This is a genomic window from Enterococcus sp. DIV0358 (genome assembly GCF_051713465.1).
GTDB lineage: Bacteria > Bacillota > Bacilli > Lactobacillales > Enterococcaceae > Enterococcus > Enterococcus faecalis.
This window is the reverse complement of sequence record NZ_JBIOPX010000001.1, coordinates 2,581,317-2,602,461: the sequence shown is the minus strand read 5'-3', so window position 1 is coordinate 2,602,461 and position 21,145 is coordinate 2,581,317. Positions and strand designations below refer to the sequence as shown.

General features: G+C 41.0%; 22 protein-coding genes. 21 read left to right on the top strand and 1 reads right to left on the bottom strand.

Annotated features, from left to right (window positions below; translation table 11 throughout):
• The first annotated feature begins 5 nt into the window (after positions 1 to 5).
• From IGK70_RS12585 to IGK70_RS12530, 12 genes are all read left to right on the top strand, one after another.
• Positions 6 to 1,007 carry a D-isomer specific 2-hydroxyacid dehydrogenase family protein gene (locus IGK70_RS12585; protein WP_002375530.1) on the top strand — a complete coding sequence of 334 codons (1,002 nt, stop codon included), beginning with the start codon at positions 6 to 8 and terminating at the stop codon, positions 1,005 to 1,007.
• 14 nt (positions 1,008 to 1,021) lie between these two features.
• Positions 1,022 to 2,128, top strand: a complete 1,107-nt coding sequence (locus IGK70_RS12580; RefSeq protein ID WP_104855644.1) for an iron-containing alcohol dehydrogenase family protein — start codon at positions 1,022 to 1,024, stop codon at positions 2,126 to 2,128.
• Positions 2,129 to 2,140: 12 nt separating this feature from the next.
• The gene (locus IGK70_RS12575; protein ID WP_002354902.1) at positions 2,141 to 2,977 is read left to right on the top strand and encodes a PTS mannose/fructose/sorbose/N-acetylgalactosamine transporter subunit IIC; all 837 of its coding nucleotides are present in this window, start codon (positions 2,141 to 2,143) and stop codon (positions 2,975 to 2,977) included.
• Between the two features lie 20 nt (positions 2,978 to 2,997).
• Complete coding sequence (locus tag IGK70_RS12570) at positions 2,998 to 3,870, top strand: PTS system mannose/fructose/sorbose family transporter subunit IID (protein WP_002354903.1); 873 nt, start codon at positions 2,998 to 3,000, stop codon at positions 3,868 to 3,870.
• A 21-nt stretch (positions 3,871 to 3,891) separates the two neighbouring features.
• The gene (locus IGK70_RS12565) at positions 3,892 to 4,398 is read left to right on the top strand and encodes a PTS system mannose/fructose/N-acetylgalactosamine-transporter subunit IIB (protein ID WP_002354904.1); all 507 of its coding nucleotides are present in this window, start codon (positions 3,892 to 3,894) and stop codon (positions 4,396 to 4,398) included.
• Between the two features lie 77 nt (positions 4,399 to 4,475).
• The gene (locus tag IGK70_RS12560) at positions 4,476 to 4,928 is read left to right on the top strand and encodes a PTS sugar transporter subunit IIA (protein ID WP_002354905.1); all 453 of its coding nucleotides are present in this window, start codon (positions 4,476 to 4,478) and stop codon (positions 4,926 to 4,928) included.
• Positions 4,929 to 4,951: 23 nt separating this feature from the next.
• A complete protein-coding gene (gene uxuA, locus IGK70_RS12555; protein WP_104855660.1) occupies positions 4,952 to 6,025 on the top strand; it encodes a mannonate dehydratase in 1,074 nt (357 codons plus the stop codon).
• 4 nt (positions 6,026 to 6,029) lie between these two features.
• Positions 6,030 to 6,683 (top strand): bifunctional 4-hydroxy-2-oxoglutarate aldolase/2-dehydro-3-deoxy-phosphogluconate aldolase, encoded by a 654-nt coding sequence (locus tag IGK70_RS12550; protein WP_002354907.1) that lies wholly within the window; start codon positions 6,030 to 6,032, stop codon positions 6,681 to 6,683.
• 168 nt (positions 6,684 to 6,851) lie between these two features.
• Positions 6,852 to 7,322 carry an ASCH domain-containing protein gene (locus tag IGK70_RS12545; protein ID WP_002368453.1) on the top strand — a complete coding sequence of 157 codons (471 nt, stop codon included), beginning with the start codon at positions 6,852 to 6,854 and terminating at the stop codon, positions 7,320 to 7,322.
• A gap of 175 nt (positions 7,323 to 7,497) precedes the next feature.
• Positions 7,498 to 7,716 (top strand): YdbC family protein, encoded by a 219-nt coding sequence (locus IGK70_RS12540; protein WP_002381076.1) that lies wholly within the window; start codon positions 7,498 to 7,500, stop codon positions 7,714 to 7,716.
• 16 nt (positions 7,717 to 7,732) lie between these two features.
• A complete protein-coding gene (locus IGK70_RS12535; protein WP_002365374.1) occupies positions 7,733 to 8,617 on the top strand; it encodes a YicC/YloC family endoribonuclease in 885 nt (294 codons plus the stop codon).
• A 60-nt stretch (positions 8,618 to 8,677) separates the two neighbouring features.
• Positions 8,678 to 8,983, top strand: a complete 306-nt coding sequence (locus IGK70_RS12530) for a hypothetical protein (protein ID WP_002383233.1) — start codon at positions 8,678 to 8,680, stop codon at positions 8,981 to 8,983.
• Between the two features lie 44 nt (positions 8,984 to 9,027).
• Here the strand turns inward: IGK70_RS12530 and IGK70_RS12525 are convergent, their stop codons facing one another.
• Complete coding sequence (locus tag IGK70_RS12525; protein ID WP_002389422.1) at positions 9,028 to 10,509, bottom strand: DUF1958 domain-containing protein; 1,482 nt, start codon at positions 10,507 to 10,509, stop codon at positions 9,028 to 9,030.
• A 222-nt stretch (positions 10,510 to 10,731) separates the two neighbouring features.
• On the opposite strand from IGK70_RS12525, the gene gmk reads away from it, so the two are divergent.
• From gmk to rsgA, 9 genes are all read left to right on the top strand, one after another.
• The gene (gene gmk, locus IGK70_RS12520) at positions 10,732 to 11,346 is read left to right on the top strand and encodes a guanylate kinase (RefSeq protein WP_002354915.1); all 615 of its coding nucleotides are present in this window, start codon (positions 10,732 to 10,734) and stop codon (positions 11,344 to 11,346) included.
• A 4-nt stretch (positions 11,347 to 11,350) separates the two neighbouring features.
• Positions 11,351 to 11,653 carry a DNA-directed RNA polymerase subunit omega gene (rpoZ, locus tag IGK70_RS12515; RefSeq protein WP_002354916.1) on the top strand — a complete coding sequence of 101 codons (303 nt, stop codon included), beginning with the start codon at positions 11,351 to 11,353 and terminating at the stop codon, positions 11,651 to 11,653.
• Positions 11,654 to 11,807: 154 nt separating this feature from the next.
• Positions 11,808 to 14,240, top strand: coding sequence for a primosomal protein N' (gene priA, locus IGK70_RS12510; RefSeq protein ID WP_002419612.1), 2,433 nt, complete (start codon positions 11,808 to 11,810; stop codon positions 14,238 to 14,240).
• A gap of 26 nt (positions 14,241 to 14,266) precedes the next feature.
• Positions 14,267 to 14,761, top strand: coding sequence for a peptide deformylase (gene def, locus IGK70_RS12505; RefSeq protein WP_104855643.1), 495 nt, complete (start codon positions 14,267 to 14,269; stop codon positions 14,759 to 14,761).
• Positions 14,754 to 15,695 (top strand): methionyl-tRNA formyltransferase, encoded by a 942-nt coding sequence (gene fmt / locus IGK70_RS12500; protein WP_002368448.1) that lies wholly within the window; start codon positions 14,754 to 14,756, stop codon positions 15,693 to 15,695. Before def ends, fmt begins: the two co-directional genes overlap by 8 nt.
• Before the next feature lie 5 nt (positions 15,696 to 15,700).
• Positions 15,701 to 17,080: a 16S rRNA (cytosine(967)-C(5))-methyltransferase RsmB gene (rsmB, locus tag IGK70_RS12495; RefSeq protein ID WP_002354921.1), complete on the top strand. Its 1,380-nt coding sequence runs from the start codon at positions 15,701 to 15,703 to the stop codon at positions 17,078 to 17,080.
• A 1-nt stretch (position 17,081) separates the two neighbouring features.
• Positions 17,082 to 17,831 carry a Stp1/IreP family PP2C-type Ser/Thr phosphatase gene (locus tag IGK70_RS12490; protein ID WP_002354922.1) on the top strand — a complete coding sequence of 250 codons (750 nt, stop codon included), beginning with the start codon at positions 17,082 to 17,084 and terminating at the stop codon, positions 17,829 to 17,831.
• Positions 17,828 to 19,984, top strand: coding sequence for a serine/threonine protein kinase IreK (gene ireK, locus IGK70_RS12485; RefSeq protein WP_010824012.1), 2,157 nt, complete (start codon positions 17,828 to 17,830; stop codon positions 19,982 to 19,984). Before IGK70_RS12490 ends, ireK begins: the two co-directional genes overlap by 4 nt.
• Positions 19,985 to 20,232: 248 nt before the next feature.
• Positions 20,233 to 21,126, top strand: a complete 894-nt coding sequence (gene rsgA, locus IGK70_RS12480) for a ribosome small subunit-dependent GTPase A (protein ID WP_002359046.1) — start codon at positions 20,233 to 20,235, stop codon at positions 21,124 to 21,126.
• The last annotated feature ends 19 nt before the right edge of the window (positions 21,127 to 21,145 follow it).

The window sequence follows — 21,145 nt, the reverse complement described above, 5'->3', positions numbered from 1 at the left end:
TAGTCATGTTAAAAAAACAAAAAATTGCCATAGTGAATTCCAGTAGTTTTGGTCAAATTTTTCCTGAACACTTAACGCGCTTAGAAAAGATAGGCACCGTGAAGCATTTTACAGTCGACAGTGAAATTGGTGGCAAAGAGTTAGCGGAACGTTTACAAGGATATACGATTATTATTGCTAGCGTGACGCCATTTTTCACGAAAGAATTTTTTGAACATAAAGATGAATTATTGCTGATTTCTCGCCATGGTATTGGGTATAACAACATCGATTTAGACGCTGCAAAACAGCATGACACAATTGTTTCCATCATCCCAGCTTTAGTAGAACGAGATGCCGTGGCGGAAAACAATGTCACAAATTTACTAGCTGTTTTACGACAAACCGTGGCTGCAGATGCCAGCGTTAAAGCGGATCAATGGGAAAAACGAGCGAATTTTGTCGGTCGGACGTTATTTAACAAAACTGTGGGTGTCATTGGTGTTGGGAACACAGGAAGTTGTGTCGTGGAGACGTTACGAAACGGATTTCGCTGTGACGTGTTAGCATATGATCCCTATAAATCCGCCACTTATCTGCAAAGTTATGGAGCCAAAAAAGTAGACTTAGATACGTTGCTAGCTTCAGCAGACATCATTTGTTTATGTGCCAATTTAACTGAAGAAAGTTATCATATGATTGGCTCGGCGGAAATTGCCAAGATGAAAGACGGCGTCTATCTTTCCAATAGCGCACGAGGCGCCTTGATTGATGAAGAAGCCATGATTGCCGGCTTGCAATCGGGCAAAATTGCTGGGCTTGGGACAGATGTTTTAGAAGAGGAACCAGGTCGGAAAAATCATCCTTATCTTGCGTTTGAAAATGTAGTAATGACGCCGCACACCTCCGCTTATACCATGGAATGCCTGCAAGCGATGGGAGAAAAATGCGTGCAAGATGTGGAAGACGTGGTGCAAGGTATTTTACCTCAACGGGCAGTGCAAGAAGTCAGTCGTTACGTTAGTTAAGAAGGAGGAGGAGCATGTTAACTGATTTAAAAGTGAAAGTTGGACCGCAATTTTATCGTTACCACGAAGGCGCCTTAACTTCGGTGCCGTCACTTTTCAAGGAATATCACGCCCAACGAATTTTGGTGGTGCATGGCACCGTATCCTTTGAAAAAGCTCAGCCATTTTTGCCATTCTTGGCAGATTCAGAGTATCAATTCTTCTATCACACTTACACAGGAGAATGTAGTTATTTTGGCGCCGAACAAATTTCACAGCAAATAAAGGAACACCAGATTGACTTTCTTCTGGGAGTCGGCGGCGGTAAGTTAGCCGATTTAGTGGGCTACAGCGCCCATTTAAACAATCTGAATTTTGGCTTGGTCCCTACTTTGGCTAGTAACTGTGCGCCGTGGACACCGTTAGCTGTGATGTATCAAGAAAATGGCGCGGCCGAAGGCAAAACGGAACATTTCTTTCGCCAAGCTGCGTTTTTAATCACCGATCCTAAGTTGCTTCTTGATGCACCCCGTGATTATTTTGTCGCTGGTTTAGCTGATACGTTAGCGAAATGGTATGAATCAGAGACCATTTTACGCCAAGCCCATTTGCAAGGGGAACCCTTTTTACAATTAGCGGGAGCGACCGCCAAGCTTTCGCAAGAAGCGATTATGCGGGACTCAAAAGCAGCCTTAGCAGCGATGGACGAGGGCAAACTCACGCCTGAATTTGTCCATCTTTCAGAAATTGTTTTCGCCGTTTCCGGATTAGTCGGCGGCTTTGGCGACAAATACGCCCGCAATGCAGCAGCACACGCCATGCATGATGCTATGAGTAAATTTTTACCCAAAAGTCATGACTATTTACACGGCGAAAAAGTAGCTTACGGCATCTTCTATCAATTAGCATTGGAAAAAAGGTGGGCCATCATAGACGCATTAATCCCTTTTTATCAAGAGCTAAACTTGCCCATGTCGTTACGACAAATGGGCCTTTACCCAAAAGAAGAAGCAGTACTCGATGCAATGGTTCAATTTATTGATTCAAAAGAAAAGGTTCATTTAATTCCTATTGAGATTTCGGAAGAACGTTTACGTCAAGGGATTAAAGAGCTAGAAAAGTATATCCAAAACCAAGGATAAGAAGGAGGAACTATGGAAACGTTAAGTGTTTTACAAAGTTTGATAATGGCGCTTTGGGTGGCAGCAATTATGTCCAGATGGCTTGGAGGAGGAGCAACGTTAACGTTGCGTTTCTCGCCCTTAATGACAGGGTTAGTAGCAGGTTTAGTGATGGGCGATGTCCCGAAAGCGATGATTGTCACCGCAGCATTACAAATGATTTACATGGGTGTTTTTTCACCAGGTGGCTCTATGCCAGCAGAACCATCAATTGCGGCAGCGATTGCTGTGCCAGTTGCGTTGCTAGGGAATTTGAAGCCGGAAGCCGCTATCGCCGTAGCGGTTCCTGTCGGTCTTTTAGGAAGTTATTTATATCAATTCCGTTTCTTTATTAACACGTTTTTAGGGAAGTATACCGATCGTGCGGTGGCTGAACTAAATTCAAAAAAAATTGCCCGCTCAATTATCTGGTATCCAACGATTGCCTCATTTATTTTATTCGTTCCATTAGTCTTTTTTGCTCTTTATTTAGGGGCACCAGTCATTGCCGATATTATTAAAGCATTAGAAGGAACCGTTGTGATTCACGTGTTAGAAGTAGTCGGTGGTGGTTTAGCCGCAATTGGGATTGCGACAACGGTCTATGTCATTGGTCGAAAAGATTTCTTGGTTTTCTTTTTCCTTGCATACTTCATGAGTATCGTCTTTAAGTCATTGGAAATTACCATGGTAACGTATGCCATCTTTGGCGTAATTATTGCGTTAATTTTTGTGCAAGTCCAAAAAGGCAAACCTGTAGCAGAAAGTGCTGGTTCCGCCAGTGCCACCACTGATTTTGATGATGATGACGATTACGATGACGGGTTTTAAAAGAAAAAGGAGGAACTGAAATGACGGAAACAACAGAAAAAGTCGTGCCGAAAACAACGAATTTAGCACCAGAAGAAATTACCAATAAAGATGTTACAAAAGCCTATCTCCGTTGGCATTTTGCCAATGAAATTCCCCATTCCTTTGAACGTTACTTGGCGCCTTCGTTATTGTACGCAATGATGCCACTTTTAAAGAAATTATATAAAGACGATGAACAATTAAAAGCCGCTTATATGCGTCAACTGCTGTTTTTCAATACGCAATTAAGTTGGGGCGGCGGGGTCATTACTGGGCTGATGGCTTCCATGGAACAAGAGCGGGCCAAAGAAGAACATGAAGGCCGCGAAATCATGATGCAAGATGATTTAATGTATAACACCAAAGCTGGATTGATGGGCGCGTTAGCGGGGATTGGTGATGCGATTGACTCAGGCACGGTTCAATATATTTTTATTGCGATTGCGGTGCCGTGGGCGCAACAAGGTAGCGCATTAGGTGCGATTTTCCCATTTGTGGCGTTTGCCCTTTATCAAGTACTGTTAGGTGTGTTCTTTGCGAGACAATCCTTCAAAATGGGGCGGAATGCCACAGGCTTAATGCAAAGTGCGGGGATTCAAAAAGCCATTGAAATGTTATCTGTTTTAGGGTTGTTCATGATGGGAATTTTAGCTGGTAATTATGTCAAAGTTTCTTCAACCCTTCAATTTAAACTTTCTGGCCGTGAGTTTGTGGTCCAAGATATTCTTGATCAGATTGTCCCAGGACTCTTACCGCTAGCTGTCGTAATGGGCGTGTATTGGTTCTATACGAAAAAAGGCTTGAAAGTTACGCAAGCATTATTGTGGTTAACAGGTATTTTAATTGTCTTAGCAACAGTCGGTATTTTATAAAAAGAAAAGGACGTGAATCAGATGGGCGTAGTAAATTTAGCAAGAGTAGATGAACGATTAATTCATGGACAAGTGATGGTGACCTTGTCCCAAAAAAGTGGCGTTAATTCCATTTTCGTTGTCGATGAAGTGGTGGCAAAGGATAAATTTATGCGTGATTTATACAAAAGTGCAGGCAGTCGGACAGGACAAAAAACCATTGTCATTACGCCGGAAAAAGCCAAATTTTATTGGGATGAATACCAATTCAAAGAGTACAACTGTATTTTAATCGCTAAAACCGTCTCTGTAATTTATGACTTAGTAAAACACGGAGTCCCTATGAAGGAGTTAAATATCGGCGGTATTGCACAGAAGAATCCAGAAAAAGATTTATTAGTAACCAAATCAGTTTATTTAAACAAAGAAGATGCTGAAAAATTAAAAGAACTACATGAGGTGTATGGCGTAGAAGATATTTATTTCCAAGCAACGCCTTCTGCACCAAAAACTAGTTTAAAAGAGGTTTTAGGCAAATTTAATTTATAAAAAAGGCCAGTCGCTTGAGTCATTGCATGACTGTTTGAAGTAATGACTCAAGCCACTGAATTGAAGGAGGAACTTTTATGTTAGGGATTGTGATTGCTACACACGGTGCACTAAGTGACGGTGCGAAAGACGCAGCTACCGTGATTATGGGCGCAACCGAAAATATCGAAACCGTTAATCTAAATAGTGGCGACGATGTCCAAGCACTAGGCGGACAAATTAAAACAGCGATTGAGAACGTCCAACAAGGGGATGGCGTGTTGGTCATGGTTGACTTATTAAGTGCGAGTCCTTACAATCAGGCAGTTTTGGTGATTAACGAACTCGAACCAGCTCTACAAAAGAAAATCTTTGTGGTGAGTGGTACCAACCTACCAATGGTCTTAGAAGCGATAAACCATCAATTATTGGGCACACCGATTGCTGAAGCGGCGCAAGCGATTGTTGCGCAAGGCAAAGAAAGTGTGCAAGCATGGGATATTTCTATGACTTCCTTTGAGGACGAAGAGGATGAGGACGATGATTTTTAAGAATGTAGTAAAGGGTGAAAGCAATGAAATGGGGATTTAGATGGTACGGAGCGGCAGGCGATGCCATTCCGTTAAAACATATTCGACAGATTCCAGGAATTACTGGTGTTGTCGGTACCTTGTTAAATAAACTACCAGGTGATGTTTGGACAGTAGCCGAAATTCAGGCACTTAAACAATCGGTGGAACAAGAAGGATTAGCACTTTTAGGAATTGAAAGTGTCGCTATTCATGATGCCATTAAAGCGGGGACGGATCAACGAGACCACTATATTGATAATTATCGCCAGACGTTGCGTAACTTGGGGAAATGCGGAATTTCCTTAGTGTGCTACAGTTTCAAACCTATTTTTGGTTGGGCTAAAACGGACTTGGCGTATGAGAATGAAGATGGTAGCTTATCGTTGTTATTTGATCAAGCTGTGGTAGAGAACATGCAGCCAGAAGACATGTATCAATTAATTCACAGTCAGTCAAAAGGATTCCGGTTACCAGGTTGGGAAGAGGAGCGTTTGCAACAATTTCAAGAGTTGAAAGCCATGTATGCCGGCGTAACGGAAGAAGATTTGGTCGAAAATTTGCGCTACTTTTTAGAACGTGTGATTCCTGTCTGTGAAGAAGAAAATATCAAAATGGGGATTCACCCCGATGATCCACCTTGGGAAATTTTTGGTTTGCCAAGAATCACTAAAAATTTAGCGGATTTAAAACGGATCCTTTCCTTGGTGGGCTCACCAGCAAATGGGATTACATTTTGTACAGGTTCCCTCGGTGCGGACCCGACGAATGATTTGCCTACTATGATTCGTGAAATAGGTCACAGAATTAATTTTGTTCATTTCCGCAATGTGAAGTATTTAGGTGAGCATCGTTTTGAAGAAACGGCGCATCCGAGTGTCGCTGGTTCGTTAGATATGGCGGAATTAATGCAAGCACTGGTAGATGTAGGGTATGAAGGTGTTATTCGTCCTGACCATGGGCGGGCAATTTGGGATGAAAAAGCGATGCCTGGTTATGGTTTATACGATCGAGCAATGGGGTTGACCTATATTCAAGGACTGTACGAAGCAACCAAAGCCAAACAAAATAGGAAGTGACAGAATGGAAACAAAAGTTGAAAAAAATCAACTGTATCAACAATTAGCGACATGTAAACTTTTACCACTATACACTGCAACAGATTTACGCTATTTGCCACAAGTAGAATCAGTCTTAGTAGAAAACGAATTACCGTTTATTGAAGTCACTTTTCGGAGTCAGCTGGCCTTGCCTGCCATCAAACAACTTGCTGCTTCAGGGAATTTAATTGTGGGCGCAGGAACTGTTAGAACCTTGAAAGAAGCCCAAGAGGCAGTAGCGAACGGTGCACAGTTCATTGTTTCCCCAGCGATTGTTCCAGAAGTCATTGATTTTTGTCTGGCAAATGAGGTGCCTATTTTTCCAGGAACAGCTACGCCTGGGGAGATTCAGCGAGCGCTGGCGTATGGCTTACGAGTGGTTAAATTTTTCCCAGCCGATATTTACGGCGGGTTAAAAGCCATCAAAAGTTTAAGTGGCCCGTTTTATGATGTTCAATTTTTACCAACTGGTGGGATTGATGAAACAAACTTTATAGAGTATGTGGAAGCCAAAGAAGTATTAGCAGTGGGCGGCTCCTTTATTTTATCAGAAAAGATGCTTCAAGAAGATGAAGCTTCGGCACGCCAGCATGTTCAATCTTTACTCACGAAAATCAAAGAACGACAAGCAAAATAAAAAGATGGGCTAAGTTTTGTTACTTAGTCCTCTTTTTTTTTCTGTCCAAATACTACTGACATTATTTTAGTTTTCATTTTGTAAAAATAGTATAGGAGAAAAGCAATCAGTTATGTATAATTAGTGAAAGAAGGTTGCGTGAAGTAAAAATAAAAAGGAGAGCAAAGGATGTTAAAAAATGTAGAAGTGTTCTGGCAAAACTTTTTAGATAAACATGAATTAGATATGCTGATGCCCGATGTGTGGATGTTTGGTGATGGCTCTTCTGAGATGGGTAATCGTTTGGGTCAATTGGTTGTTTCTGGTCGTAAGACAGCGACATGTTCTTCTTTAGATATTTATAAGATGGAAGGAGAACAACTCCCTAAAGCTGGTCAATACGACATAATTTTAGATGGTCAGTCTCAACCGCTGGCTATTATTCGAACAACCAAAGTTGAAATTATGCCCATGAACAAGGTCTCAGAATCTTTTGCGCAAGCAGAAGGTGAAGGAGATTTGACATTGGATTATTGGTATGAAGAGCATGCGCGGTTCTTTAAAGAAGAACTGGCCCCCTATCAGCTACAATTTTATCCCGACATGCTGTTAGTTTGCCAAAGTTTTGAAGTGGTGGATCTTTATACAGAAAAAGAATAAACAGAGAAGCGGTGACTGACACGATTGAAACGAGCAGTCGTCGCTTTTTTTACTGATTTTTTGAAAAAGTTGCGTATGTTTATATAGACAGGGTGATAGAAAAGAGATGTGTATTTTAAGTGTCGAGGAAAAGATGGTACAATAACCTAAGGAATACTAACAAGGAGTGAATGTTATGAAAGAAGAATTTTCATATGAAATTTTAGAAGAAGTCGCTGTGTTATCTGAGAATGCTCGTGGCTGGCGTAAAGAATTAAATTTAATTAGTTGGAATGGTCGTCCACCAAAATTTGATTTGCGTGAGTGGGCCCCTGATCACGAAAAAATGGGTAAAGGCATCACCTTAACTAACGAAGAATTTGCTGAATTAAGCAAAACAATTAAATCCATGTAAAAGGAGCACCCTGTCAATGAAAAGTATGACTGGATTTGGAAAAAAGACCATTCAAAATGAAAATTATCAATTGGATATCGAAGTCAAAAGTGTTAATCAGCGGTTTTTAGATATTCAATTGCGTATGCCAAAGGAACTGAATGCCTATGAACTGGTGATTCGGCAAGTAATCAAACGCACGTTAAAACGTGGGCGTGTGGAAGTCTATGTAAATCTCCAAAAAATCGGCAACAATCAAAAAGAAGTACGCGTGCAGTGGGACTTAATTGATCAATTATTAACTTCGGTAGATCAACATTTAAAGGAAAACTATCCGGAAGCAACGTTTGATGCAGGGGACACGGTCAACCATTTATTAAAGCAAAATGATTTTGTCGAAATAGTGGAAGCAGAAATCGTTGATCAGACATTTGAACCATTTCTTGTTCAAGCATTTGAAGCAGCCATCGCTAGTCTTGACCAAAGCCGTGTGCAAGAAGGAACGCAAATTAAACAAGTCCTGCTTGACTACGTAGCAGTGTTGACCCAATCAATTCAAGAGCTGCAAGCGTTTGTGGGTGTTTTTGAACAAGAATACCGTCAGCGTTTTGAAGCGAAATTAAACGAATGGTTAGGGAGCCAAGTGGATGAAACACGCTTATTAACAGAAATGGCCATTTTATTGGAAAAAGGCGATATTCATGAAGAATTGGATCGTTTGGATATCCATATTGATAAGTTGCATCAGTTGCTTGATGAAACAGAACCAGTGGGCCGAGAACTAGACTTCTTAATTCAAGAAATGAACCGTGAAGTCAATACGATTGGTTCGAAATCAAGTCCAATTGAAATAAAAAATAGTGTCGTTCAAATGAAAACAACCTTAGAAAAGATTCGTGAACAAATTCAAAATGTCGAATAGAGAAAATGGTTTCGTGTTTTTCCAGAAAACGCTATGCTATAATATAGAAGTAACGAATAAATGACAGAGGTGAAAGCAATGACTAAATTTTATGATGTAACCTTTCAAGAATTAAGTGGTCGTTCTGTGGTAAAAACAGAAGTCGCTTCAGACAGAGAACCATTTGACGTCTGGCAAGATGCTTGTGCAAGCTATTCTGAAACAGAATTAAATATCCAAATTAACGAAGACACGTTTGTTACTTTGAATCGTCACTTTGTTGTGCGCATTGACGTGAAAGAAGTTGACGGCCCTGTCGACAAACAAGTTCGTCGTCGCGATGAATTGATGAACGTGGTCAATACGCTTTCTAATATGGGCTTATAAAAAATACCACCAAGCATTTCACGCTTGGTGGTATTTTTTTAAAATTAGAATAAAAGAAACAAGCCAACGGCGCATAGGAAAGAAAGGACTGCGGCACTTAAAAAGATTGTCCGCATGGCTGCAGTTTTACTGCTTTCTTTGCCGTGTTTTTTTTGACGTTCTAAACGTTTTTGAAGCTGACGGGTAATTACTGAGAAGATTAGCCCGAAAAGGACTAAAACACTTGTGGCAATCGATTTGGGAATAAAATGATTCGGTTCTGCAACGGTGGTATCCCCAGAATGTTCGTTTGATTCTTCCGCAGCTTCAGCTGTTGTTTGTTTTGGCTTAACTTCTTGGTAAGCCACTTTAGGCGCTTGAACAGTACTATTTAACAATGTCAAAGGCGTGTCGACTTGCACCTGCCCTGCTACTAATTTAAAAGTAGGCTGACTGCCTTTGGGAACGACACCGTATAAATCGTTAGCCAAAGTGACTTTTTTGTGATCAATGGTTTGTGGTCCTTTGTCTAAAAGTTTTTTGCGTTCGTATGTCGTATAGGCATAGTCCAGCAAAGCATTCCCAGCCACATGCCGTTCGTATTCACCATCTTGGTTTTGCCAATTACCAACGCCTAAAATGACTTCAATTAAACGGAAATCTCCTTGTTTGACAGTCGCAATATAGTTAAAACCGCCTGTTGGACTAGAGCCTGTTTTTAAACCATCCACGCCTTGGTAGCCATACTTAGCGCCTGGTAAAGAATAATTGTACGCTTCAAAAGTTTCCTCGTAAGGCGTGCCGACCATTGTTTTCACCACTGGTTTATTGGTGATTTCTAAAATTTCTGGATAATTTTTCAGAAAATGATAGGTTAGTGAAGCTAAATCCCTAGCTGTAGAGACGTTATCGCCATTTGGGTCAATTCCTTGCATTTGATACAGGCCGTTAAAGGCACTTGCTTGCGCCCCACTGCAGTTGTAATAGGTAGTATTTGTCATCCCTAATTCAGCCGCTTTTTGGTTCATTAAATGAACAAAGTCAGTAGGCTGGTTCCCTGAAATTAAATTTGCCAACATGAGAGTCGCCACATTAGAAGAGGGGACAGCAATCATTTTTAACAGTTCACGGACTGGATAAGCAACACCTAACGTAATTTTGTTATTACTAATGGCGTATATTTTAGAAATATCGACATCTTTTTGCGTAGCAGTCACAGTCGTATCCATTGTAAATTTTCCTTGCTCCATTGCTTCAAAGGCCAAGTACATGGTCATCACTTTGGCAATACTGGCAGGATTCCACGCTAAATCTGGTTGCTGCGACCAGAGAATTTCTCCAGAATCAGCATCAACAACGATGGCTGCTTTGGGGATGCCATCCGCTTTCAGAGTCGTCCCCATTTTTTTAGCAATCGCGGTAATATCTTCTTCTGCGTGAGTCACAGTAGGTTGGGCAAAAAAGGCCCCACAACTGACAACTAAGCCTAGCAGAAACAATGTAAATGGTTTAATTCGTGCGATGTTTCTCAGTCCTTTCTTATTCACGTTTTTTCATCCTAAAGGAGTCATCACTTCATTTTACTTAAAAAATGGCTGCCTGTATAGGAATTCTAGGTAATTTGTTTAAAAAAAGAACAAGTTATGAAAGCCAAATTAAAGAAGAAATGTTATTTTTTCAGTGAATCTCCAAGAAAGTCTTGAAAATTGCAGAAAAAAAGTGCAAAATAGAACTAATACTGTGAAATTATGTTTTGAAAGGAAGTCGTTATGTCAGAGCGCGGGTTATTAATCGTATTGTCAGGTCCTTCAGGAGTGGGGAAAGGGACTGTAAGAAAGGCTATTTTCGACAGTGAAGAAAATGATTTTCAATATTCAATCTCAATGACCACTCGGAAACAGCGAGAAGGCGAAGTGGATGGAGTAGATTACTATTTCCGTTCAAGAGAAGAATTTGAAGCGATGATTGAAGCTGGAGAAATGTTGGAATATGCGGAATATGTTGGTAACTATTATGGGACACCATTAACGTATGTTAACCAGACGCTAGATGAAGGCAAAGACGTCTTTTTAGAAATCGAAGTCCAAGGGGCTAAACAAGTCAAAGACAAAGTGCCTGATGGCGTATTTATCTTTTTGACACCCCCCGATTTAGCGGAATTAAAATCAAGAATTATTGGCCGCGGAACAGATGAAATGTCTGTGATTGAAGAACGAATGGCTGTGGCCAGAGAAGAAATCGAAATGATGGCGCTGTATGATTATGCGGTAGTGAATGATGAAGTTCCTTTAGCCGTGCAACGAATTAAAGACATTATCGCGAGTGAGCACTTCCGTGTTGACCGTGTAATTGGAAAATATATTAAAATGTTAGAGGAGATGTAGCCTTATGATGTTAAAACCGTCAATTGACTCATTGTTAAAAGAAGTCCCTTCAAAATATTCTTTGGTTATTTTAGCAAGCAAACGTGCGCATGAATTAGATGAAGGCGTTCAACCAACCGTTGAATCCTTTGATTCTGTAAAAAGTGTGGGTCGTGCGTTAGAAGAAATCGAAGCAGGAACAGTGATCAGTGATCCAAATCCTGAAGAAAAACGCGAACGTCTACGCATTGAACGTGAAGAACGCAAACGCCAACGTGAACAAGAACAAAAAGAATTAGAAAACCGTTTACGTGACGAAAAAAATTAATTGAATGATTGTCAACGAATGGAGAAAGCCGTCTGTCTATTTCAGAGGCTTTCTCTTCGTTTATTCTGAAAGGTGCCAGCGAGACACACAAGACAAATCAGTCAATCTTTAGTACAATAGGCAAAGAGAATTTACATAAAAAGGAGGACGCACCATGCAAAAAGTAGCCAAAGTTATTGTGGATGTACCAACGATGCAAACCGATCAACCATTCACTTATTTAGTTCCTGAAAATTTAAATGAGCAATTGGCTGTCGGCATGCGTGTAGAAGTGCCTTTTGGTAACGGTAATCGGCATGTTCAAGGGTTTGTTTTAGCCATTGAACCAATGGCTGCAACGGTTCTTGACGAAGCCAACGTTCAGTTGAAAGAACTAGTGGCGGTATTGGACTTAAAACCTGTCTTAAATACAGAAATGTTGGCTTTAGCTGATTATATGAAGGAAAAAACGTTTGCCTTTAAAATCACTTGTTTGCAAACCATGTTACCTAGCGTAATGCGTGCCGATTACCAAAAATATATTTATTTAACGGATGAGCTTTCTGAAGAATTACAAGATCAGTTATTTTATGGTTTAGAGGAAATTTCGTGGGACCAAGCGCAAGAACGTGGGATTTTGCCTCAACTAATGGCGTTGCGTAAACAGCAAAAAGTCGATATTCGCTACGAAGTTACGACGAGAAATAAAGTCAAAATGGTCCGCTTCATTCAAGCCGCTAAGGAATTTGAACAACTAGAGGAAATTCGTTTGGGTTTACGCAAGGGAGCTAAGAAGAAAGAGCAACTTCTTTACTATTTACAACGCTTGGGCACTGAAAAAATCACCGCTGTGAAGGAAATGAAAGAATTAGGTTTCAGTACCGCGCTTTTAAATGAAGCGGCCAAAAACGGCTGGTTAACGTTCATTGAAAAAGAAGCGTATCGTGATCCGTTTGCTAATCAGACGTTTGAAAAAACGACTGCGTTATCTTTGAACGCAGAACAACAGGTGGCTGTGGAAACAATCTTACAATCGGTCCAAGAACAGCAAAGTCAAACCTATTTATTGGAAGGTATTACAGGAAGCGGGAAAACAGAAGTTTATCTACAGGTCATTGCAGAAGTTCTTAACCAAGGCAAAACAGCCATTATGCTTGTTCCTGAAATTTCTTTAACTCCACAAATGGTGCAACGCTTTAAAAGTCGCTTTGGCGAACATGTTGCTGTAATGCATAGTGGCTTATCGCAAGGTGAAAAATACGATGAGTGGCGGAAGATTGAACGAGGAGAAGCGGAAGTGGTGGTTGGCGCGCGTTCTGCCATTTTTGCGCCAATCGAAAACATCGGTGTGATCATTATTGATGAAGAACACGAGGCAAGTTATAAACAAGAAGAAACCCCCCGCTACCACGCGAGAGATTTAGCGATTTGGCGTTCGGAGTATCATCATTGCCCTGTTGTTTTAGGCAGTGCCACGCCATCCTTGGAATCACGCGCTCGTGCGCAAAAAAACGTTTATCAGCGGTTACGATTAACACAGCGTGCCAATCAAGCGGCAACCTTGCCCACGATTGATGTAGTGGATATGCGTCAAGAAGTAGAAAATGGCAATGTCTCTTCTTTTTCCATGTCGTTGCAAGAAAAACTCCAAGAACGCTTAGAGAAAAACGAACAAAGTGTTCTCCTGCTTAATCGCCGTGGCTATTCGTCATTTGTGATGTGTCGCGATTGTGGCTATGTGTTGCCGTGTCCGAATTGTGATATTTCCTTAACTTTGCATATGGATAGCAAAACAATGAAATGTCATTATTGTGGGCATGAAGAGCGGATTCCTTATCGCTGTCCTAACTGTGGCCAAGATAAAATTCGTTACTACGGAACAGGCACACAAAAAGTAGAAGAAGAATTACAAACGTTGTTACCAGACAGTCGTATTCTCCGAATGGATGTTGATACGACCCGTCGCAAAGGTGCGCATGAAAAGATTTTGCGAACATTTGGTGAAGGACAAGCGGATATCTTATTAGGCACACAAATGATTGCCAAAGGACTGGACTTTCCAAATGTGACGTTAGTCGGTGTCTTAAATGCTGATACCGCCTTGAATTTACCCGATTTTCGTTCCAGTGAACGGACCTTCCAATTATTGACACAGGTCAGCGGCCGCGCTGGTCGCGCTGAAAAACCGGGAGAAGTCATCATTCAATCTTTTAACCCCGAGCATTATGCGATACAATTGGCAAAAGCCCAAGATTATGAAGATTTTTATACAAAAGAAATGTATATTCGTCATCGTGGGAATTATCCGCCGTACTATTTTACGGTCCAAATTACGGCCAGCCATCCTGAAGAAAATGAAGCAGCGAAACAAATGTTTCAAATTGCGACGAAATTAAAACAAGGCTTATCGCCGCAAGCTATTTTGTTGGGACCAACGCCCAACGCAATTATGCGTGTCAATAATCGGTACTTTTATCAAGTGATTATCAAGTATAAACAAGAACCAATGCTTCAACCATTATTGAAAGAAATTTTAACCGATACACAACGAGCAACGGCTCGTGGTTTAAAACTTTCCATTGATGCAGAACCCATGAATTTTATTTAAAAAATACAGCTTTGAAAGGAGCACTTATGCGCTATCCAGTTGTGATTCACCCGAACGAACACTTAAAAATGAAGGCTCAACCTGTGACGATTATTACCGATGAAATTGTGGAGTTACTAGAGGACATGTATGAAACAATGCTGGCCCATGATGGGATTGGCTTAGCAGCCCCGCAAATTGGGAAAAATTTGCAAATGGCAGTGATTGAAATCGATGAAGAATCTGGTCGTTTTGAACTAATTAATCCTGTGATTATTGAAAAAAAAGGAACCAGTATTGATGTGGAAGGCTGTTTAAGTATTCCAGAAACATATGGAACCGTTGAACGAGCAGATGAAGTGACTGTCCGTTATTTTGACCGTGAAGGTGAAGAAATGGAAGTTACGGCTTACGGCTATTTAGCTCGAGCTTTTCAACACGAAATTGATCATTTGAATGGCGAGTTATTTATCGACAAAATGATTGAGAAAATTGCACCAGAAGATTTAGAAGCGTATATGGAGGAACATTTTGATGACTAAAATTGTATTTATGGGCACACCAGCCTTTTCTGTTCCGATTTTAGAAAGTTTAATCGAGGCAGGCTATGACGTTCAAGCGGTTGTCACGCAACCAGATCGACCAGTTGGCCGAAAAAAAGTGATTACCCCAACGCCTGTCAAAGAAGCAGCTTTAAAACATAACTTATTAGTCTTACAACCAGAGAAAATTTCAGGTTCTCCTGAAATGGAAAAAGTGATTGACTTAGCACCAGATTTAATTGTGACAGCAGCCTTTGGACAATTTTTACCAGAGAAAATTTTAAAAGCGCCCAAACTAGGTGCGATTAATGTCCATGCCTCACTTTTACCAAAATATCGTGGCGGCGCACCTGTACATTACTCGATTATTGAAGGAGAAAAAGAAACAGGCGTCACGATTATGGAAATGGTGAAAAAAATGGATGCTGGCGCGATTTTAGCGCAACGTGCAATTCCGATTACGAAACAAGATGATGTAGGCACCATGTTTGAAAAATTAAGCATTCTAGGAAAAGAACTTTTATTAGAAACGTTACCTAAGCTAATTGCTGGCGAAATTACGCCTATTCCACAAGTGGAAGAAGAGGCTACTTTTTCACCCAATATTACCCGAGAACAAGAACGAATTGACTGGCAAAAAACTGCTGAGGCAATTGATAACCAAGTGCGTGGTATGCGTCCTTGGCCAACAGCGTTCACAACCTATCAAGGGACCAACTGGAAAATTTGGGCAGTGACACCACTGACTGAAACAACAACCAGCGCCCCAGGAACGATTATCCAACGTAGTAAAAAAGCGCTATGGATTGCTTGTGGCGAAGGGACAGTTCTTCAAATTGATCGCCTGCAACCAGCAGGTAAAGGTCAATTAACGATTCAAGAATTTTTAAATGGCGTTGGTCAAAATGTCGCAGAAAAAGATAAGGTGGACTAACAAAAATGGCTGAAAAAATCCCCAAGAAATTAAAACGTTCTGTTCGATACGTTGCTTTAGAAACCATCGAACGTGTGGATAAAGGTGGGGCGTACTCCAATCTTTTACTTAATGAAATGATGACAAAATCAGAACTAAGCGAGAAAGATGGCCGCTTGTTTACAGAACTTGTCTACGGCACAATTAGTCGCAAATTATTGTTGGAATACTACTTAACACCATTTGTTAAGAAACCGCAAAAAGTCGATAATTGGGTGAAAAATTTATTGATTTTATCGTTATATCAATTACTTTATTTAGATAAAGTGCCCGATCATGCAGTCATTAATGAAGCGGTTGAAATTGGCAAACGTCGTGGCAATCCTGGGATTGGTAAATTCGTGAATGGCGTGCTGCGGGCGTTCCAACGAAATGGAGCACCTAGTTTGGCCGCAATTAGCGATCCAGTTGATCGTTTAGCAACGGAAATTAGCATGCCACGTTGGTTAACAGAAAAATTACTTGCCCAATTAGGCGAAGAAGAAACACGGCAGTTAGGTTTGTCATTATTTGAAAAAAGCCATGCGAGTGGTCGAGTAAACACACGGTTTATTTCACGAGAAGAAGCGCTGGAAGAATTACAAGAAACAGGGATTGCCGCGAAGGAAAGTCAACTTTCCCCTTATGGTGTTGTCGCTGAAAAAGGCTACTTAGCTGGTAGTGAACTGTTTATTAACGGTTGTTTAACCATTCAAGATGAAAGCTCTATGCTCGTGGCTCCAGCGATGCAAATTGAACCGCATCATCGTGTTTTGGATGCTTGTGCGGCTCCTGGTGGCAAAACGACTCATATCGCAACTTTTTTAGAGGCTGAAGCAGGTGGTCGTGTGACTTCTTTAGATATTCATGCGCACAAAATTAAGCTAATTAATGAAAATGCGCAACGCCTCCATGTGGCGGATGTCGTCCAAGCAGAAAAGCTTGATGCGCGACAAGTGGCCGAAGAATTTCCCGCAGAAACCTTTGATCGGATTTTAGTTGATGCGCCATGTTCAGGCTTAGGGCTAATGCGCCGTAAACCAGACATTAAATACCATAAAACGGCCAATGATTTTCAAAATTTACCTAAAATTCAGTTAGAAATCTTAGAAAGTGTTGCCCCAACACTAAAACAATGGGGTATAATGGTCTATAGCACTTGTACTATTACGCCAGAAGAAAATCAGGAAGTAGTGGCAGCCTTTTTAGCCAAACACCCTGAATTTGAAAAAATTGAAATTGTTGCAAATGAAAACGTCCAAGCAGTAGTAAAAGAGCAAGAACTGGTTCTGTATCCCCATCAATACATGACAGATGGCTTCTTTATTTGCTGTATGCGGAAAGTTAGTTCAAATGAGGTGAAATAATTTGGAAATCAACGTTCAATCAGATGTCGGTCGCAAAAGAAATACGAACCAAGATTATGCCAACGTTTTTGAGAACCAGCAACACATAACCTTTGCTGTTTTAGCAGATGGCATGGGTGGCCACCAAGCAGGTGATGTCGCTAGCCAAATGGCAGTCAATAATTTAGGTGAGAGTTGGTCCAATGCGTCTGTCGACTCAGCTGAAAAATCTGCACAGTGGTTAATTCAAGCAATTCAAAAGGAAAATGAAAAAATTTATGAACGCGGACAATCGAAACCAGAGTATTTAGGAATGGGGACAACCGTGGTTGGTGCCATTCTTTTACCGGATTCATTTGTCTTAGCAAATGTGGGGGACAGTCGTGCTTATTTAGTTCGTGACCAACACATGTTACAATTAACAGAAGATCATTCCTTAGTGAATGAACTAGTAAAATCAGGGGAGATTACTCGTGAGATGGCTGCAAATCATCCACGAAAAAATGTCCTAACACGTTCTTTGGGAATGCCTGGTACTGTCGAAGTCGATGTAACCAATCATGAATGGCTGCCTAATGACTATTTATTGTTATGTTCGGACGGCTTAACCAATATGGTTCCTGAGACAAAAATTTTAGAAATTTTAGAGACGTCAGATCCCTTAGAATCCAAATTGAGCCAACTCGTTGCTCAAGCAAATGAAGCGGGTGGTTTAGATAACATTACCGTGTTAGTGATACACTTTGACGAACAGAAGGAGGAAAACCAATGATAGAAATCGGCAAGAAGCTGAATGGTCGATATCACATTATTGGCAGCATCGGAAGTGGCGGCATGGCCAACGTCTATTTAGCACACGATTTAATTTTAGACCGAGACGTTGCAGTAAAAGTCTTGCGCTTTGACTTCCAAAACGATCAAGCCGCCATCCGACGTTTTCAGCGTGAAGCACTAGCCGCAACTGAGCTGGTTCACCCGAATATCGTCAGTGTGTACGATGTAGGCGAAGAAGATGGACTACAGTATTTAGTCATGGAATATGTGAAAGGAATGGACTTAAAACGTTACATCCAAACGCATTTCCCAATTCCTTATTCCACAGTTGTGGACATTACGCAACAAATTTTATCTGCTGTCGCAATGGCACATGAACATAGAATTATTCACCGGGATTTAAAACCGCAAAACATTCTGATTGACGAACACGGCACAGTCAAAATTACTGACTTTGGGATTGCGATTGCCTTGTCAGAAACGTCAATTACGCAAACGAACACAATGTTAGGTTCGGTGCATTACTTATCGCCAGAACAAGCGCGCGGAAGCATGGCGACCAACCAATCAGATATTTACGCTGTGGGAATTATTCTCTATGAAATGCTAACGGGGAATGTACCGTTTGATGGTGAATCAGCCGTAACGATTGCCTTAAAACATTTTCAAGAAGAAATTCCTTCTGTCAAAATGTTTGATCCAGGGATTCCTCAATCATTGGAAAATGTGGTTCGTCACGCAACCGCAAAAGACCCAAGCGATCGCTACAAAACAGCGAATGAGATGGCAGAAGACTTATACACGTCCTTGTCAGCCAGTCGTTTAAACGAACCTGCGTGGGAACCAACGGCTTTATTAGGAGAAACGAAAGTATTAACTCCGATTCCCGAAGACATCGCTGAACCGGAAGAGACAACGCCTGTCGAAGTTCCAGAAGATATCGCAGATGACATTTTAGCTGAACAACCACCGAAGAAAAACCGCAAAAAATTGTGGATTGGCTTAGCAATTGCGGCATTAATTGCTTTAGCAATAGGTGGCTTAGCCTTTGCAATGTCGGGCGGTAAAGACGTTGAAGTTCCTGATGTTACAAATGAAACGAAAGCGGCCGCTTCACAAGCGCTACAAAGTGCCGGGCTGAAAGTCGATAGTGAAACCAAAAAAATTCCCGACGATAAGATTGAAGAAGGCAAGGTGGTCAAAACAGACCCCGAAGCAAAATCATCTGTGAAAAAAGGCCGATCTGTTACTTTATATATCAGCTCTGGAACAGAAAAAATTGAGATGGCCGATTATACAAAGGAATCGTATGAATCTGCTGTCGAAGCCTTGAAAAAACTAGGGTTTTCAGAAGACCAAATTACAACGAAAAAAGAATACAGTGATTCTGTGTCTACAGATAACATTATTAAACAAAAACCAGCTGCAGGTAAAAAAGTTGATCCGAAAAAAGACAACGTCACTTTAACGGTCAGTGAAGGACCAGAAGCGGTTACTTTGCCTAGTTACGCCGGTTATTCTTACACAAATGCAGTAAATGCACTGGCACAATTAGGTATTTCTGAATCTCAAATTACGCGTGTCGACCAAGCAAGCGATACGGTAGAACCAGGTTTAGTCATTACGCAAGACCCCGCACCAGGGGGCACCGTAGTACCTAAAAATGGTCAAGTGACATTATATGTAAGTAAAGGTAGCGACAAAGTGACACTTTCTGATTATAGCGGAATTTCTTATGATAATGCGGTAAGTCGCTTAATTGCTTTAGGTATCCCAGAATCTCAAATTAAACGAGTGGACGAAGAAAGCGACAAAGTTGAAAAAGATACCGTGATTAGTCAAGAACCAGCTTCTGGTACCGCTGTTGATCCGAAAAATGACACGATTACTTTACATGTCAGCAAAGGCAGCGACTCAGTAACTGTTCCCGATATTTCAGGTTATTCGCCAAAAGCTGCAGAAGACAGCATCAATAACGCTGGCCTTAAAATCAATGAACAAGGATTATCTGGCTCTGGCGATGGCCAAGTCGTTGAACGAACTAGCCCATCCGCTGGCAGCAAAGTCAAAAAAGGCGACGCTGTTACGGTTTATTATTCAAAAGCAAATGATTCAAAAAGCACCACTAGTGAAAGTAGTACGAGTAATTAAGACAAGAGGTTGGGACAGGAGCGTTTAGCTTCAAGAACCAAGTAGGTACTGTTTAACATTTATTTGCTTTTCAAATAGTGTTTCTCAGCAATAAGAAGAAGCTGCTCCTGTCCCGCAGTTTATCTTAAGGTTTAAGTCTAGGAAGGTAAGTCATTTCGACTTATGTCCTAGGCTCTTTTTAATTAATAGAATCGAGAGGCTCCCTTGATTTCTCTGCCACTATCCTGTATATTCGAAAGTAGTTAGGAGTGGTTTATCTGAAAGGTCAAATCAGAAAAGCGTTAAGCGGTTTTTATTATGTATACGCAGATGGAGAAACATATCAAACAAGAGCGCGAGGGAATTTTCGTAATCGAAAAATTACGCCACTCGTGGGAGATGAAGTACTTTTTGAAAGCGATAATTTAACAGATGGTTATGTGTTGGAAATTTTACCAAGACGAAATGAATTAGTGCGCCCGCCTGTTGCAAATGTGGATCTAGGTGTGGTTGTCATGAGTATGGTTTCGCCAAATTTTTCGTTTAATTTGTTGGATCGTTTCTTAGTCAGCTTAGAGTATAAGGATATAGAACCAGTTATTTATTTAACGAAAGTTGATCTATTAGATGAGCCGCAACGTCAAGAAGTCACTGAAATTAAACAGATTTATGAAGCGTTAGGTTATGCGGTGATCGCTTCGGAAGACGTAGAAGCCACCAAAGAATTAGAACGCTTTTTCCCAGAACGGTTGACTGTTTTTATGGGACAATCAGGCGCTGGAAAATCAACATTGTTGAATCAAATTTCACCAGAATTACAACTAGCAACTGCGGAAATTTCCCAATCTTTAGGACGGGGCAAGCATACGACCCGTCACGTGGAATTGATTCCGTTATACGACGGTTTGGTTGCTGATACACCAGGATTTAGTGCCATCGATTTCTTGGAGATGGAAGCAGTGGAATTACCAAAGCAATTTCCTGAATTTGTTGCCGCGGCCTCTCACTGTAAGTTTCGTGAATGTATGCACCACAAAGAACCTGGTTGTGAAGTGAAACGTCAAGTGGAAGCGGGAACCATTGCGACGAGTCGTTACGAAAATTATTTACAGTTTTTAATGGAAATCGAGAATCGACGACCTGTTTATAAGAAAAAATCATAGCAAATATAAAGGGAGCGAG